Annotated in this window: 12 protein-coding genes; 10 read left to right on the top strand and 2 right to left on the bottom strand. The window is 36.6% G+C overall.

Annotation, left to right across the window (positions count from 1 at the left end):
* Window position 1: 1 nt before the first annotated feature.
* The 3 genes from MP477_RS10855 (at window position 2) to MP477_RS10845 (ending at window position 4,489) form a co-directional block, all read left to right on the top strand.
* Window positions 2-205, top strand: a complete 204-nt coding sequence (locus MP477_RS10855; RefSeq protein ID WP_047487719.1) for a helix-turn-helix transcriptional regulator — start codon at window positions 2-4, stop codon at window positions 203-205.
* Between the two features lie 238 nt (window positions 206-443).
* Window positions 444-1,316, top strand: coding sequence for an ABC transporter ATP-binding protein (locus tag MP477_RS10850; protein WP_257190433.1), 873 nt, complete (start codon window positions 444-446; stop codon window positions 1,314-1,316).
* A gap of 2 nt (window positions 1,317-1,318) precedes the next feature.
* Window positions 1,319-4,489: a M1 family aminopeptidase gene (locus MP477_RS10845; RefSeq protein WP_257190432.1), complete on the top strand. Its 3,171-nt coding sequence runs from the start codon at window positions 1,319-1,321 to the stop codon at window positions 4,487-4,489.
* Between the two features lie 362 nt (window positions 4,490-4,851).
* Here MP477_RS10845 and MP477_RS10840 read toward each other — a convergent pair whose 3' ends face one another.
* On the bottom strand, window positions 4,852-7,113 hold the full coding sequence (locus MP477_RS10840; RefSeq protein ID WP_230037745.1) for a polyribonucleotide nucleotidyltransferase: 2,262 nt from the start codon (window positions 7,111-7,113) through the stop codon (window positions 4,852-4,854).
* A 215-nt stretch (window positions 7,114-7,328) separates the two neighbouring features.
* Between MP477_RS10840 and MP477_RS10835 the strand changes: the two genes are divergently transcribed.
* Window positions 7,329-8,567 (top strand): right-handed parallel beta-helix repeat-containing protein, encoded by a 1,239-nt coding sequence (locus MP477_RS10835; protein ID WP_257190431.1) that lies wholly within the window; start codon window positions 7,329-7,331, stop codon window positions 8,565-8,567.
* A gap of 283 nt (window positions 8,568-8,850) precedes the next feature.
* Window positions 8,851-10,272: a sugar MFS transporter gene (locus MP477_RS10830; protein WP_230037749.1), complete on the top strand. Its 1,422-nt coding sequence runs from the start codon at window positions 8,851-8,853 to the stop codon at window positions 10,270-10,272.
* A gap of 718 nt (window positions 10,273-10,990) precedes the next feature.
* Here the strand turns inward: MP477_RS10830 and rpsO are convergent.
* A complete protein-coding gene (gene rpsO, locus MP477_RS10825) occupies window positions 10,991-11,260 on the bottom strand; it encodes a 30S ribosomal protein S15 (RefSeq protein WP_034704056.1) in 270 nt (89 codons plus the stop codon).
* A 173-nt stretch (window positions 11,261-11,433) separates the two neighbouring features.
* On the opposite strand from rpsO, the gene MP477_RS10820 reads away from it, so the two are divergent.
* The 5 genes from MP477_RS10820 (at window position 11,434) to MP477_RS10800 (ending at window position 15,483) form a co-directional block, all read left to right on the top strand.
* On the top strand, window positions 11,434-11,982 hold the full coding sequence (locus MP477_RS10820; protein WP_257190430.1) for a pyruvate decarboxylase: 549 nt from the start codon (window positions 11,434-11,436) through the stop codon (window positions 11,980-11,982).
* A gap of 270 nt (window positions 11,983-12,252) precedes the next feature.
* The gene (locus MP477_RS10815) at window positions 12,253-12,396 is read left to right on the top strand and encodes a hypothetical protein (protein ID WP_230037753.1); all 144 of its coding nucleotides are present in this window, start codon (window positions 12,253-12,255) and stop codon (window positions 12,394-12,396) included.
* Window positions 12,397-12,924: 528 nt separating this feature from the next.
* Window positions 12,925-13,089 (top strand): hypothetical protein, encoded by a 165-nt coding sequence (locus tag MP477_RS10810; protein ID WP_257190429.1) that lies wholly within the window; start codon window positions 12,925-12,927, stop codon window positions 13,087-13,089.
* Window positions 13,090-13,396: 307 nt separating this feature from the next.
* Complete coding sequence (gene mgtE / locus MP477_RS10805; protein ID WP_257190428.1) at window positions 13,397-14,719, top strand: magnesium transporter; 1,323 nt, start codon at window positions 13,397-13,399, stop codon at window positions 14,717-14,719.
* 26 nt (window positions 14,720-14,745) lie between these two features.
* On the top strand, window positions 14,746-15,483 hold the full coding sequence (locus tag MP477_RS10800; protein WP_257190427.1) for an ABC transporter substrate-binding protein: 738 nt from the start codon (window positions 14,746-14,748) through the stop codon (window positions 15,481-15,483).
* Window positions 15,484-15,692 lie beyond the last annotated feature (209 nt).

Raw genomic sequence — 15,692 nt, 5'->3', positions numbered from 1 at the left:
CATGCCAATTATAGTCAACTTAGATGTCATGCTAGCCAAACGAAAAATGCAGAGTAAAGAATTGGCAGAAAAACTGGGAATCACTCCCGTAAACCTTTCTATCCTAAAAACAGGAAAGGCCAAAGGCGTGCGTTTCGATACCCTGGAAGCCATCTGTAAAATCCTGGAATGCCAGCCTGGAGATATACTGGAATATAAGGATTAGGTTTTGAGTGAAAGAGTTTGAGGGTTTGAGGGTGGTAGAGTTTGAGAGTGAGAGCTTCTATTATTGAGCTGCTAGTCTAAAGTATAAGATAATCTCTACGCGTCTCTTTGTCTCCTGTCTCCTGTCCCAAAATCTATCATTACTCTTAAGTCACAGTTTACAAATCATCATTATTTACCATTATTAAAAGCAGCCTGAAAAAGGACTGCCTGTCATTCTATTACCCAAACACAACACTATGAACACCTTATCTATCAATAACCTTAGCCTCACCTACAAGAATGGTTTCCAGGCCATTAAAGACATTTCATTGGAAATCGGAAACGGGATGTTCGGTTTACTGGGTCCAAACGGAGCCGGAAAATCGTCCTTAATGAAAACCATTGTAGGATTGCAGAAACCCAGTTCCGGAACCCTGTTTTTTAATGATGTGAATATTGCTGAAAGCCCTGGATATATAAAACAGAACCTGGGATTTCTTCCACAGGATTTTGGAGTATACCCTAAAGTCTCCGCTTATGATCTCCTGGAGCATATCGCAGTACTCAAAGGTATTACAGACAAAACGAAACGTAAAAACCAAATTCTAAATCTGCTTGAAAAAGTGAATCTTTCAAATTTCAGGAACAAAGAAGTTCATACTTTTTCCGGTGGGATGAAGCAGCGTTTTGGAGTTGCTCAGGCTCTATTGGGTGATCCTAAAATTATTATCGTGGATGAACCCACTGCCGGTTTAGATCCTGAAGAACGTAACCGTTTCAATACTTTACTAAACGACATCAGCCAGGACGTCATCGTTATCCTGTCGACCCACCTGGTAGAAGATGTCAGAAATCTCTGCTCAGAAATGGCTGTGATGAACCATGGACAGATCCTGCGAAAAGGAAATCCCGGAAAATTAATGGCAGCACTGGAAAACAGAATCTGGTCAAAACCCATTGATAAAAATGATCTTGAAACTTATGATTCCAGCTATGAGATCATCAGCAGGCAACTGATAGAAAGAGAGCTTCAGATCACTGTTTTTTCTGAAGAGTCACCTGAAGATTTCAGCCCCGTAACTCCCTTACTTGAGCATGTTTACTTTCATACGCTAACCCAAAAACCTTAGTCATGAACAGCCTTTTTTTATTTGAAGCCAAGCGCAATATCAAGCACTGGCTTACCTACCTTATTGCCTTACTTTTGGTTTTTACTGGTATTTTCTGTGGTAATCAGTTTAATCTTTCGGTAGGAGAAGGAATATATCTCAATTCGCCTTATACAATTGGATTCATGTCCGGAATGCTCAGTCTTTCTATTATTTTCTTTGCTACTGTTTATGCATTACAGCTGATTTTTAAAGATTGGGATACCCAATTCGACCTTCTCCTCTTTTCTTTTCCTATATCAAAATCCACCTATCTTAAGGGTAAATTTCTGACTTACTTTTTACAGACTTTTTTAAGTTTCTGCTTCTTGATGGCCGGTTTCCTTGCAGGCCAGATGATGCGTACGGGAAGTGAAATGCACAACGAGTTCAATATAGGTTACTATCTATATCCATTATTTATCTTCGGATTTATCAACAGTCTTCTGGTTTGCAGTTTTCTGTTTTTGATATCTCTTACCCTCCGGAAAAAATTGATCGTTGTCATTGGCGGACTGTTTCTCTACGTATTTTATATGATTGTTTTGCTGTTTTCCAATTCACCATTTATGGCCGGAAGCATTCCTCAGTCTTTGGAAGCGCAGCAAATTTCTGCATGGCTGGATCCGTTTGGGCTCTCCTCTTACTTTCTGGAAGCCCGGACCTTTACTGTTCATCAGAAAAATACGCAGGTAGTATCTTTTAAAGGATATTTACTCGTCAACAGGCTTTTATTTCTTATCATATCCATCGGTTTTCTATTTCTTAGCCTCAGGGTATTTTCTTTTTCAAAAATTTCTAAGCACAAGACAAAGAAGGCGGCCAAAGAAGTGGATTCTTCCCATAAGACATTAGCCTTACAATATTCTGCCATTCTGCCCACTTTTGGGAAAACAGCTTCTATTAAAGCTACCCTCTCCTTTGCCCGGATTGATCTTATTTATCTGTTCAAAAGTATCACCGTTCCGGCTGTATCCATCCTTTTATTATTTTTTGTCGGGATGGAAATGTATGCCGAAATAGAGAAAGGGATCCGTCTTCCCCAAAAATATGCCGGTTCCGGGCTTATGGCCACTACCATTTCAGAAAACTTTCCGCTGTTCGGGTTGCTTATTTCTGCCTATTTTATTAATGATCTTTACTGGAGAAGCCGCTCCTCATGGTTCTTTTTGATTGAAAACAATACTTTTTACTCCAAAAATAAGCTGCTGGGGCATTTTCTCTCCATTAGTTTACTGTTAGTTTTCTTTACAGGAATTTTGATCATTCAGGGAATCATTTTCCAGGCTGCCTATCAGTATTTCCATATCGACTGGAATGCTTATCTGCCGGTCTTTCTTTTCAATACGGTTCCGCTGATTATTTTTTCCGTTCTTATCCTGTTGATCAATGACAGCATCAGGAATAGATTTATAGCGCTGGGAGTATCTGTTCTTGCGGTTTTTATATTGGCAGGTCCTGTTTCCGGAAAAATACTGTCTTACCCTCTTTTCAGAATATTTTCAGACTTTAAAGGTACTTACAGTGATTTCAATGGCTATGGAATTTATCAATTAGCTTTTGCACAAAGGCTTTTATTCGGAATGGGTGTGATGGCTACAGTGTGGATGCTCAATCAGTGGATTACATTGAAAAAAATAACACTCAGCCAGGCAGTTTTCACTTCTATTGTACTGTTCTCGGGAATATATGCCGGGACTTATTTTACGAAGGGTTATCTTCCCAAAGAGGACGAGAAAGAAATTTCAAACTCGGTACAGTATGAAAAAAGTTTCAGGAAATACGAAAATCTCCCACAACCTGACATTACGGATATTACTACGGAAATCCAGCTCTATCCTTCAGAAAATTCATATCAGATCATTGGGAAGTATAAGCTTAAAAACCAAACTGACCAGCCTGTCAGCAAAGTTTTGATTAATTTTAATCATGATTTAAAACTGGAAAATGCAGTTTTAAAATCAGGCTCTGAAGCCATGAAGATCACTGAAAACACTACGGAAATACAATTAAGACAGCCCATGCAGCCTGATGAAACGGCGGTTCTTGATTTTAAATTATCTTACCATTGGGTTCCAGTCAACGGTCACCAGTCCTTTAATGCTATCATAGAAAACGGTTCATTTATGAGGGTCAGCAGGTATTTCCCGTCGGTGGGCTATCAGAAAGATAAAGAAATTGAAGATCCGAAAATACGGCAGGATAACCAGCTTGGAAAACTGGCCACACTGAAAAATCCTGAAGTTCCCGGAGTCTCCAAAAAAGATTTTATCAATCTTGACATGACTGTTTCTACTGATAAACATCAAATCGCTATAGGAACCGGTGATCTGGTAAAGAAATGGACAAAATCAGGCCGTCATTATTTTCAGTATAAAGCAGAAAATATACCTTTCAGATTTGCTGTTTCTTCTGCAGAATACAAGGTGAAAAGTATTCATTGCAAAGGAATTACAATCAATATTTTTTATCATCCGAAGCATGTTGAAAATGTAGATCACCTGCTGGAAAATACTAAAATCACTTTGGATTACTGTCAGCAGAATTTTGGAAAATATCCTTTTAAAACTATCAATTTTGCGGAAATTTCTTCTTTTACCAGAGGTTTTGCTGCTACAGCCTATCCATCTGTTGTTTTTATGCCTGAAGATATGGTTTTTCACGCCAATATTCATGCTGATCAGAATCAGGATGTCATCAATGAACTTGCAGGACACGAGCTTTCCCATTTATGGTGGGGAAACAGCCAGATTAATCCTGATGACAGAAAAGGCGCTGTAATGCTCACTGAAACCCTTGCCATGTACACCGAAATGATGCTCTACAAAAAAATGCATGGCAAAGCAGAGATGATGAAAAGAATAGAGGTCCATCAGCAGATCTATGATAATGAAAAAGGACTGTCTGAGAATATCCCCATCTATAAAGCCACCGGAGATGCAACTCATGTTTCCTATTCTAAAGGAGCTGTTGCCATGGTAAAACTAAGTGATCTGATAGGTGAAGAAAAAGTAAATACAGCCTTGCGAAACTTTTTAAAAAATAACAGTTATCCTAAAAAGCCTACTTCACTGGATCTTATCAATGAGTTTTATAAAGTTGCCCCTAATGAACATTCTAAAAAACAGATTGATACATTATTTAAAGCTATATAAAAGAAAAACAGTACGCTAAATTTTCTTTCATAATATATTTTACCCGTCCCTGGTGATGCTCTGAAACAAAGAACAGGAATCTAATGGTTGGGTTGGGATACGCAAAGACGCAAGAGTAGAGGATAATAGACTGTTTTAAGGCGCAAGGATTTTATCTTCGATAAAATTGAATACCGTTACAAATTATTTATTTGTGCATTCAATACAGCATATTTGCTGTAAATCCTGATGTTCTTCCAACTTAAAAATTTGCAGCATACATTATTTGCATAATTTCAGTAAACATAACAAGTATAACAATGCTTATACAAAACAAAAGATCCCTCAAATTGAGGAATCTTTTTATATCTAAGAATAATATCTTAAGCTTCTGTTGAAGGAGCCTGGTTTTCTGCAGGTGCATCACCTTGTGGTCTTCCTTGTCCTTCTGGTCTTGGTCTTCCTTCCGGTCTTCCTTGCCCCTCAGGTCTACCTTGTCCTTCCGGTCTTGGTTTACCCTCTGGTCTTGGAGGTCTTGGTAAAAGAACTTTACGGGAAAGTTTCATTTTCTTACGGTCATCATAACCCATAAATTTCACTTCCACTTCATCTCCTTCTGCATATGGAACTTTATCTAAACGAGCCCATTCGATTTCAGAAATGTGAAGAAGACCTTCTGTACCTTTAGCAATAGCCACGAAAGCACCGAAGTCCATTACTTTTACTACTTTACCGTTGTATACTTCACCTACAACCGGTACGAAAGTAATTTCGTTGATCTTAGCCACAGCAGCATTGATTTTCTCTCTGTCTGTTCCTGCAATCTCGATACGTCCGATTTCTCCTACTTCTTCAATAGCGATAACAGTATCGGTATCTTTCTGCATCTGCTGAATAATTTTTCCTCCAGGCCCGATTACAGCACCAATGAAGTCTTTAGAGATCTCCATTACCACCATTTTCGGAGCGTGAGGTTTCACATCTGCTCTTGGCTCAGAAATAGTTTCAGTGATTTTATTTAAGATATGTAATCTTCCGTCTTTAGCCTGCATCAAAGCTTTTTCCATGATATCCATAGAAAGACCCTGAATTTTGATATCCATCTGACAAGCAGTGATACCGTCTGCAGTACCTGTTACTTTGAAGTCCATATCTCCCAGGTGATCTTCATCTCCTAAGATATCAGAAAGTACAGTAAATTTACCTGATTTTGCATCTGTGATCAATCCCATTGCGATACCGGAAACAGGTTTTGTAATCTTTACCCCTGCATCCATTAGTGCCAATGTTCCTGCACAAACTGTTGCCATTGAAGACGAACCGTTTGATTCTAAGATATCAGAAACAATTCTGATGGTATATGGATTTTCTTCAGGAATAACTGCCTGTAATGCTCTTTGAGCAAGGTTACCGTGTCCTACCTCTCTTCTTGAAGTTCCTCTTAAAGGTCTTGCTTCACCTGTAGAGAATGGAGGGAAGTTATAATGTAAAAAGAATTTTTCGTCGTGTTGCGAGATTACGCTGTCTACCATGTTTGCATCTTTTACAGAACCTAACGTTACTGCTGTTAAAGACTGAGTTTCACCTCTTGTAAACACTGCAGAACCGTGAGCCCCCGGAAGGTAGTCAATTTCTGACCATATCGGACGGATCGTCTGAGGATCACGACCGTCAAGACGGATATTGTCTTCAAGGATCATCTGACGCATTGCTTCTTTCTCTACGTCATGATAATATACCTTTACGAAAGGAGTTACTCTTTCTAATTCTTCTGCATCCTCTGCATATTGAGCCAGGAATTCTTCACGAACCGCTTTGAATTTTTCTCCTCTCTCTTCTTTTCCAGATGGCGTTCTAGCCACCTCATATACTTTATCATAAGTTTCTTTCCAAACTTTTTCACGAATTTCTTCATCGTGATTTTCGTGAGAATATTCTCTTTTTGGAAAAGCTTTTCCTACTTTTTCTGCTAATCTTTCCTGAGCTTCAATTTGCTTTTTAATTTCAGCATGACCAAAATTAATAGCTTCTAACATTTCCTGCTCAGAAATTTCCTTCATCTCCCCTTCTACCATTACGATTGAGTCTTTAGTAGCTCCAACCATGATATCCAGCTCAGAACTCTTCAGTTCTTCATAACTTGGGTTGATAGAAAGTTTTCCGTCGAATCTTACCACTCTTACTTCAGACATAGGCCCGTTGAAAGGAATATCAGTAATAGCAATAGCTGCAGAAGCTGCTAAACCAGCTAAATCATCAGGAATAGTTTTTCCATCATAAGAAATTAAGGAAATCATTACCTGAACTTCAGCATGGAAATCTTCAGGAAAAAGCGGACGTAGCACTCTGTCTACCAAACGCATTGTTAAAATTTCCTGATCTGAAGGTCTTGCTTCTCTACGGAAGAAATTTCCAGGAATTCTTCCACCTGCATAGAATTTTTCTCTATAATCTACTGTTAATGGTAAAAAATCTACACCAGGATTTGCTTCTTTATTAGCTACAACAGTTGCTAAAAGCATTGTTCCGCCCATTTTTACTACCACAGATCCATCAGCCTGCTTAGCCAGTTTCCCTGTTTCAATAGTGATTTCTCTGCCGTCAGCAAGAGTAATCAGCTCTGTAAACGCTTGAGGTATACTCATAAATTTGTCTTCTTAATACTCCGTATTGAGTATGAATTAATATTTAAACTCTTTAAATTTTCGTCTGCAAAGGTACTATATAATAATGAAATATTAAATTTTCAAATGAATAAATAACACGTCAAGTCTTGACGTTGTGACTCATTACATTTGCTTCAGACTTAAAATTCCTTCGGGAATCTTGGTCTATTTATATTAACTTTAAAAACAAAATTATGATTTTTACTGATGAATTTTTCTCGGCAAGTGATTCTAATACTGCCAACTTAGTAAGGTTAGTGGACAGCCATACCAATGAAGATGTTAATTTCAAACGCATCACCTCATGGATAGATGGGACTGCAATGGATGACACCAAAGTAGACCATATCATCTATAGAAAGAAAATGGATAGTGGAGGAAGTCCTTTTTATTATGTAAGAACCGATGTAACAGCAGGAGATCTGGATGTAAGAATATTTGGAGTTAAAGCTGATGATATCAATGATGACACCTCTGCATTACAGGCAGCCTTCAATACGGCATGCAAATTGGGACTTAATATTCTACTTCCTGCCGGAATCATGAAAACAACACAGGGGCTTCTTTTAGATTTTTCATGGCAGGGAACAGTTAAGAACCGCATCCAGATCATTGGGAAAGGATTAGGCAATTCGGTTATTAAAAATTACGGACCTACCTCTGTTGCATTATTCATTAAAGGGCCTGCAGATCCTTCTAGGCCGCCTTATTTTTCTGTCAGCGACCTTACCATCACTAAACCAACAGGAGAAACCAGATATGGAGTTGGGTTACTAATTCATGATTTCATTGGGGCAGAGGTTAACAATATTGAGATTTCAAATTATGATATTGGTTTCCAATTAGTTAATGTCTGCAATGCCCAGATTTCTTTTTTGGTTTCTAAATCCTGTAATTATGGTATGTACAATGAGAGAACGATAAATCCTTTAGGATTTACCTATCCTAATCTGCTTAATTTCCGTAATTGCTCTTTTTTAGGCAATGTTAAGTTTGGAGCTGTCATTATTGCTGGGCACGCTGTGAAATTTGATTCCTGTGGTTTTGAAGGTAATTTCGGAGTAGGTCTCCAATTTACATTTGCTGGTTATAATGGCCGGGAAGCCCTAAGTTTAATTAATAATTACTTTGAAGGCAACGCCAACCACGATATCTATTTTGAGACTTCTTCAATGACTGCTTTATCATTAATTTCCAATACGTTTACTAAAAATATTGCAGGCAGAGCCAGTGATGTGGTCGTAAATAACTTATCTAATGATCAGGTATATATGAGTTCGTTAAGTAATGCTTTTGGCTATTATGTCAACTCTAACCCAGAAATTCCTTCCTATGTTCCATCTGCATCTTCCAAAAACATTTTATATATGGGAGATCCGTCAAAGTTCCATTTACTGAATAATGATATGCATCAGTCAAGTTTAGAAAGCTAATTGATCCTTTATCAATCATAGTAAACAGCCTCTTTTGGGGCTGTTTTTTTATTTTATTTAGTATTTTTTAATTTTTTATTGTCCCAAAAAAAGAAAATAGTATTTTTATCGTTCCAAAAGTATACATCTGATTATAAAAAATAGTAAAATCATTGCAGAAACATAGGCTGATCCCTATATTTGCCCTACTTCACAAAAATTAAAATGCTGTAGGCAAAAACAAGGAGCAATCCTTTCCGAAATGACAGAGCTTCAAAGCTCTTTCTATATTAAATAAATGTTTATGAATAATAAAGAAGTACAACTACAAAGCAGGAATTATACGGTTCCGTTGGTTACCATCACCCTGCTGTTTTTTATGTGGGGATTCATTACCTGTATGAATGACATCCTGATCCCCTATCTGAAACAACTTTTCAAACTTACCTTTTTCGAATCCATGCTGGTACAGTTCTGTTTCTTCGGAGCTTACTTTATCGGATCTCTGATTTATTTTCTGATTTCTATCTACAAAGGAGATCCCATTAATAAAGCAGGATATAAAAAAGGAATTCTATTCGGTATTTTCCTTGCAGCTTTCGGGTGTATATTATTTTATCCGGCGGCTACTTTTTCTTATTATCCTTTGTTTTTGGGGGCTTTATTCATCCTGGGATTAGGATTTACGGTATTACAGATCACGGCCAATGCGTATGTTTCTTTACTGGGTAGTGAAGAGTCGGCATCCAGCCGTCTGAATATGACCCAGGCATTCAATGCCTTCGGGACAACAATTGCTCCGGTTTTGGGAGGACACCTGATATTTGAATTTTTCTCTGCAGCGGATGGTTCGTTCAGTGCAGTGGCAACCAGAATTCCTTATCTGATCTTTGCAGGTATTCTTTTACTTGTTGCTTTACTTATTTCTAGAGTGAAATTACCTTCTTTCCAGACCCAGGAGGAAGAGATTGAAAAAGGACTGGGGGCTCTTCAGTTTAACCATTTGAAATTTGGAGTTTTTGCCATGTTCTGCTATGTAGGAGGTGAAGTGGCTGTAGGAAGTTTTATCATCAGCTTTTTGGAGCAGCCTCAGATTATGGGCTTTAATGAGATCATCAGTAAAAATTATCTCTCTCTTTATTGGGGAGGTGCCATGATTGGCCGTTTTCTTGGAGCTATTTCTTTAAACCAATCCTTAAGCCAGGGGAAAAAAGCAATTTATATGCTAGGGGCAGCAGGAGCTGTTTTCCTTGTTATTTTCAGTATTGTAGATCTTAGTTTTTCTCAGATCAGTTTTTTCCTTGTATTTATCGTACTTAATTTTATAGCTTTCTTTATTGGTAAATCAGCTCCGGCAAGAACACTGTCTATTTTTGCGGCCATCAACGTAATATTGCTTATTTCCGCCATGGTAAATCATGGTGAAATGGCTATGTACAGTATCTTAGGAATTGGTATTTTCAACTCAATTATGTTCTCCAATATCTATACACTGGCTATTTCCGGATTAGGAAAATATACCAGTCAGGGTTCATCTCTTGTTGTAATGGCCATCTTAGGAGGTGCTATTGTTCCTATTTTCCAGGGATATCTTGCAGATCAGTTTGGGGTGCAGCATTCATTTATTATTCCTGTATTCTGTTATCTGGTAATCCTCATTTTTGGTGCTTATTGTACTAAATTTTTAGGACATGTAGAAACAGCTGAAGCTAAATCCGGTCATTAAGAAATAATTGTTTTCAACTATAAAAGCGAAATATCTCAGGGTATTTCGCTTTATTTTTGGCTCAATTTCAACATATAACGTTCTCCAGAAAAAGGACACCTACCTTATATATTTTATTTCCATGAAAATACAGTTAAAGCTATATCCTTAAATGAACTAAGAAAAACTGTGGAGATTTCTGCAGAATAACAAACAGGCTGTTGAATAACTATTTAAATTAAGTTTTTGAGTGTAGTTTTAACCATCCCATCAAAAATTCTTTGATTTTTTGCCACCCCTCCATATCATGTTCTCATTGTATTATTCCTCATAATATCCATTAAAATCGCAGATTTTGAAAAACTTAAGTGTACTCCTGTACATAAAGCTTGTCACTTAAAATAAACTAAAGTGTTCAAAAAAATTTTGTGTCTTTTGTGGTTAAAAGTTTAGCAAAATAATAATTTAACGTTTGTCATTTCGGAGGAATCTAAATAACGCTAAAAAAAATAAGTTGTGAAGATTCCTCCGGAATGACAAACAGACTGCTGAACCGCTTTAGGATATTTACTACAAAAATAAAGGATTTTCAAAATTTTAAGTGTACTTAACAACAGTTTTCATTATAACTTAAACTAAGTGTTCAAAAAAATTTTGTGTCTTTTGTGGTAATTCGGAGATAAAAACAACAAAAAAGCAACCCCTTTCGAGATTGCTTTTATTTGTAAATCTTTACAGATTACTTTCTTAAACCTAGTTCAGCAATGATAGCTCTGTATCTTGTAATATCTTTTTTCTTAAGATAATCCAATAAGCTTTTTCTTTTACCTACCAATTTCACCAAAGATCTTTCCGTATTGAAGTCATGACGATTAGCCTTCAAATGCTGAGATAAGTGGTTAATTCTGAATGTAAAAAGAGCTACCTGTCCTTCAGCGCTTCCTGTGTCTTGTGCAGATTTTCCATGTTTTGCGAAAATTTCTGCTTTTTTTTCTGTTGTTAAGTACATTCCAATATTGTTTAATGATTATTATGTAACGGGTGCAAAATTACGACTATTTTTTGATTCTGCAAACATTATTGATTTCATAAATCAAATTTGATAGAAAAAAATGTTAAAAATTTCTTAATAAATTATATGGAATCCAACGAAAAGGCAGTAATTTTGCATTCGAATTACAAATGAGAAAAATTATATTTTTTACAACGGTTGCTACTTTCTTGTTAATCGGCATTACTTCAGTACAGGCACAGAAAAATGCTGATGATAAAATAAAGAAAGTTCTTTACTTCAATCCCGAGGTAGAGCCTGATATTGATGAAATAAAAGAGCCTACCAATAATGCCTTCTTCGATGTTGTTTCTGACAGTTTCAGCGGAAGAAGAAATAAAATGCTCAGAGCAGAGGTTCAGGTTCCTTTTGATAGTATCGATAAACAGACGATCATGGATTATTGCGTGAATAATGACGCAGATTTTGCCATTGTTTCTAAGGTAAGGTATTTCAAAGTGGGTATTGGAAAATATGTTTTCTCTAATCAGGTTGTGGTAAGCATGAAACTTTTTGCATCTGATGGAAATCTGGTGACGGAGAGTGATTATGATACCTACCGGAAAAACATGCGTCTGTTGGGATCTAGTGTAAATTCTGTAAAAATAGGAACGGAAGGTGCTATAAGAGATATTCTTAAGAAACTGAGAAAGCTGAAACCGAATGAAACAGAGCTTTAATATAGCAGTAGAAATAAAATTCCTGTAAGCACATCATTGATTGCCTATTTCATACTGCTTACTTATCAAAATTTTTCCATTCTCCGATCTTTTCCCAGCATCAGGAGCAAATTTCAACAATATATGCAGACCCCTAATTTCAAGAGGGTCTTTTTTACGCATAAATTAAAAAAATCCAACAACACACTGGTTACCAGTAAAATATTTTCACCATTAGATGAATAATTTAAAAATTTTTACTATTTTAGTCTGACATAAAATCTAAATCATATGAAAAATTTAAAAAAACTTAGTAGAGAAGCCGCTAAGCAGATTAACGGCGGAGCTATCAGAAGATGTAGCAATACGGTACCTTGTACTGTGGGATGGTGTTGTGACGGTGTTTGTACTCCCATTATGTGTCCTATCGAATAGTATTCAGCACATTAAAATCTAACCTGCATGAAAAATCTAAAAAAAATTAGCAGAGAAGCCGCCAAGAAGATTAACGGCGGATCCATTGAAAGATGCAGCGAACACAACCCATGTTCTGTAGGATCATGTTGTAACGGTATCTGCTCACCACACATCTGTATAGAGTTTTAAAAACATCATTTGAATCCCCATTCAATGAAACTGTTTTTTGGCACCTGTTTACGGGTGCCTTTTTATTTATAAATGTAAAATATAAAACAAAATGCTGATTTTCAGCAAAATATTTTCACTAAACAATGAATAATTAGAAAAAAAATATTATTTTAGTTACACAATTAAACTAAATCATATGAAAAATTTAAAGAAACTCAGTAGAGAAGCTACAAAGCAAATCAAAGGTGGAGGTCTAAAAAAATGTACAGAACACTCACAATGCATTTTTGGGATGTGTTGCAAAGGAGTTTGTATGGAACATATATGTTTTGAAGATTAAAAGTATCTTTCACTTTAATTATTAAATCAATAACCATGAAAACTTCAAATTTCAAAAAACTGAACAGACAGGAACAAAAAGAGATCAGTGGCAGTGGAATCATCAAAAAATGCAGCGAGAGCTCACAATGTGATCCGTTTCAATGTTGTATGGGTGGCGTTTGCCTGTTTTCGCCTACTCCGGAATGTGAACCAATTTGATTCAACAATATTGAAATTTAAAATTTAATTTTTTGAACATCTGCCCCGGCAGGTGTTTTTTTATGAAGCTCTATTTTAACAAGGTTCCCAACACCTCTGTTTTAAATAAAAATCTTGATAATAATTATTTCAGGAACAGTTATAATAATAAACGAGATACGAAAAAACTATTGTAAAAGGATATCTCCTGTCATGTTCTTTTTGTTCTCATCTCATAGCTAAATTTTAATAAATCCTTAATTTTCCCAGTTTATGGCTCAGTCTTAAAAATTTGAATTATTTTTGCATATCCAAAAAAATTCACGTTTTGAACTCTAGATACCAACTTATTTTCAATCCCGCCGATATAGCCGAAACTCTCAGCGAACTTCCAGCTGACGAGAGGTTACTCGCGTTTTTGAAGGTTCCAAAGGAGTACAAAGCAGAGGTTTTCTCCCATCTAGACCCTAATTTTCAAGAGGAAACCATCAGAAGTATTGGAAGTGATGAAGTTTCTGAAATCCTGAATGCGATGACTCCCGATGACAGGACTGCCCTTTTTGAGGACTTTCCGGATGAGCTTATCAAGTATTCTATCAATCACCTTAATCCGCAGGAAAGGAGAATTGCATTGAAGCTTCTGGGTTATAATTCTGATTCTATCGCCCGTCTGATGACCCCTTACTACATTCAAATCCGTAAGGAATGGACCGTAAAGCGATGTCTTCAGCAGATCAAAAAAGTGGGAAAAAAGGTAGAAACCATGAACTACCTGTATGTAGTGGATGAAAGAAACCGCCTGATAGATGACCTTGCTATCGGAACCCTCCTTCTTGCAGAAGAAGATACATTGGTTTCTGATATTACAGATAATCATTTTGTAGCCATTATGACAACTATTTCGAAGGAAGACGCAGTCACTTACTTCGAGAAGTATGACCGTGACGCTCTTCCCATCATTACGGAAGCCGGCGTATTGGTTGGCATTGTAACGATTGATGATATTCTTGACCAAATTGAGCAGCAAAATACCGAGGATATCCAGAAATTTGGAGGATTGGATGCATTAGATCTTCCCTACATCCAGACTTCATGGACAGAAATGATCAAAAAAAGAGCTACATGGCTGATTATTCTTTTCGTTTCAGAAATGTTAACAGCTTCAGCAATGGGATATTTTGATAAAGAAATTGAAAAAGCTGTTGTTCTTGCCTTATTTGTTCCGTTGATTATCTCCAGTGGTGGAAACTCCGGATCTCAGGCTGCTACCCTGATTATCCGTGCTATGGCACTTCAGGAAATCGGATTGAAAGACTGGTGGTATGTCATGAAAAAGGAAATTATTTCCGGGATTTGCCTGGGGCTTATTCTGGGGGTTATCGGTTTTGTAAGGATTATGCTTTGGCAGAAACTTGGACTTTTCAACTATGGTGAGTATTGGGCTTATGTAGGATTAAGTGTATCTGTTTCTCTAATCGCCATTGTATTATGGGGAACTTTATCCGGTTCTATGATTCCATTTGTCTTAAAAAAGTTAAACCTGGACCCTGCGACTTCCTCCGCTCCTTTTGTAGCAACATTGGTAGATGTTACGGGGCTTATCATTTATTTTACTGTAGCAGGACTTTTCTTAACCGGAAAACTTTTGTAATTTTAGGCATCATCTAACATGCCCATATGAAAATTGTTTCTCTCGTACCCTCTATTACGGAGGCTTTATTTGACTTAGGACTCACTGAAAATGAAATTATCGGAAGGACAAAATTCTGCATTCATCCTCAGGATAAAGTAAAAAACGTATCGATAATTGGTGGCACCAAAAACATCAATATTGATAAAATAAAAGCTTTGCAGCCGGATCTTATCCTTGCCAACAAAGAGGAAAACATCAAAGAACAGGTGGAAGCTTTAATGGTTGATTTCAAAGTAATCGTAACCAATGTTGAAACTATTGAAGACAATTACTACCTCCTGAAAAATCTTGGAAAAATCCTGCATAAAGAAGAAAGAGCGCAGCTTTTTAATCTTAAGATCTACGACATCCTCAATCAGTCAAAGCTTGAAAATACTGTAAAAGCAGCTTATCTCATCTGGAAAAATCCATATATGACCGTTGGTTCCGATACTTTTATTCATAAAATTCTATCAGAAATAGGTTTTGAAAATATTTTCAAAGATAAAACCCGGTACCCTGAGATTACAGCCGAAGATCTTGCTGAAGCTGATGTCATTATGCTTTCTTCCGAGCCATTTCCGTTTAAAGAAAAGCATATTGAGGAATTAAAAATAATTTATCCGGATAAAAAGATAATGATTGTCGATGGTGAAGCATTTTCATGGTATGGGACTCATATTGCAAAGTGCGAAAATTACTTTAAAGAGCTTCTGGCAGAGATACACCTGATGCAAATCTGATTTTTTTTACCACAAAAGCTTTTAAATACTTAAGCTATAAGCTTTACGTATAAGAAAGTATACTTAAGTTTTTCAAAATCTGCGATTTTAATATCAGAAATTACAGTATCAATACCTACTTTTTATCTTAAAGTTATTCAACAGTTTGTTTGTCATTCCGTAAGAATCTCTACATCGTATTTTTCTTTACATCATTTAGATTCCTGCGG

It is taken from the genome of Chryseobacterium sp. WG23, assembly GCF_024586575.1.
Classification (GTDB): domain Bacteria; phylum Bacteroidota; class Bacteroidia; order Flavobacteriales; family Weeksellaceae; genus Chryseobacterium.
Note: the sequence above shows the minus strand (reverse complement) of the source record. Positions and strands in the feature narration are given on the sequence as shown.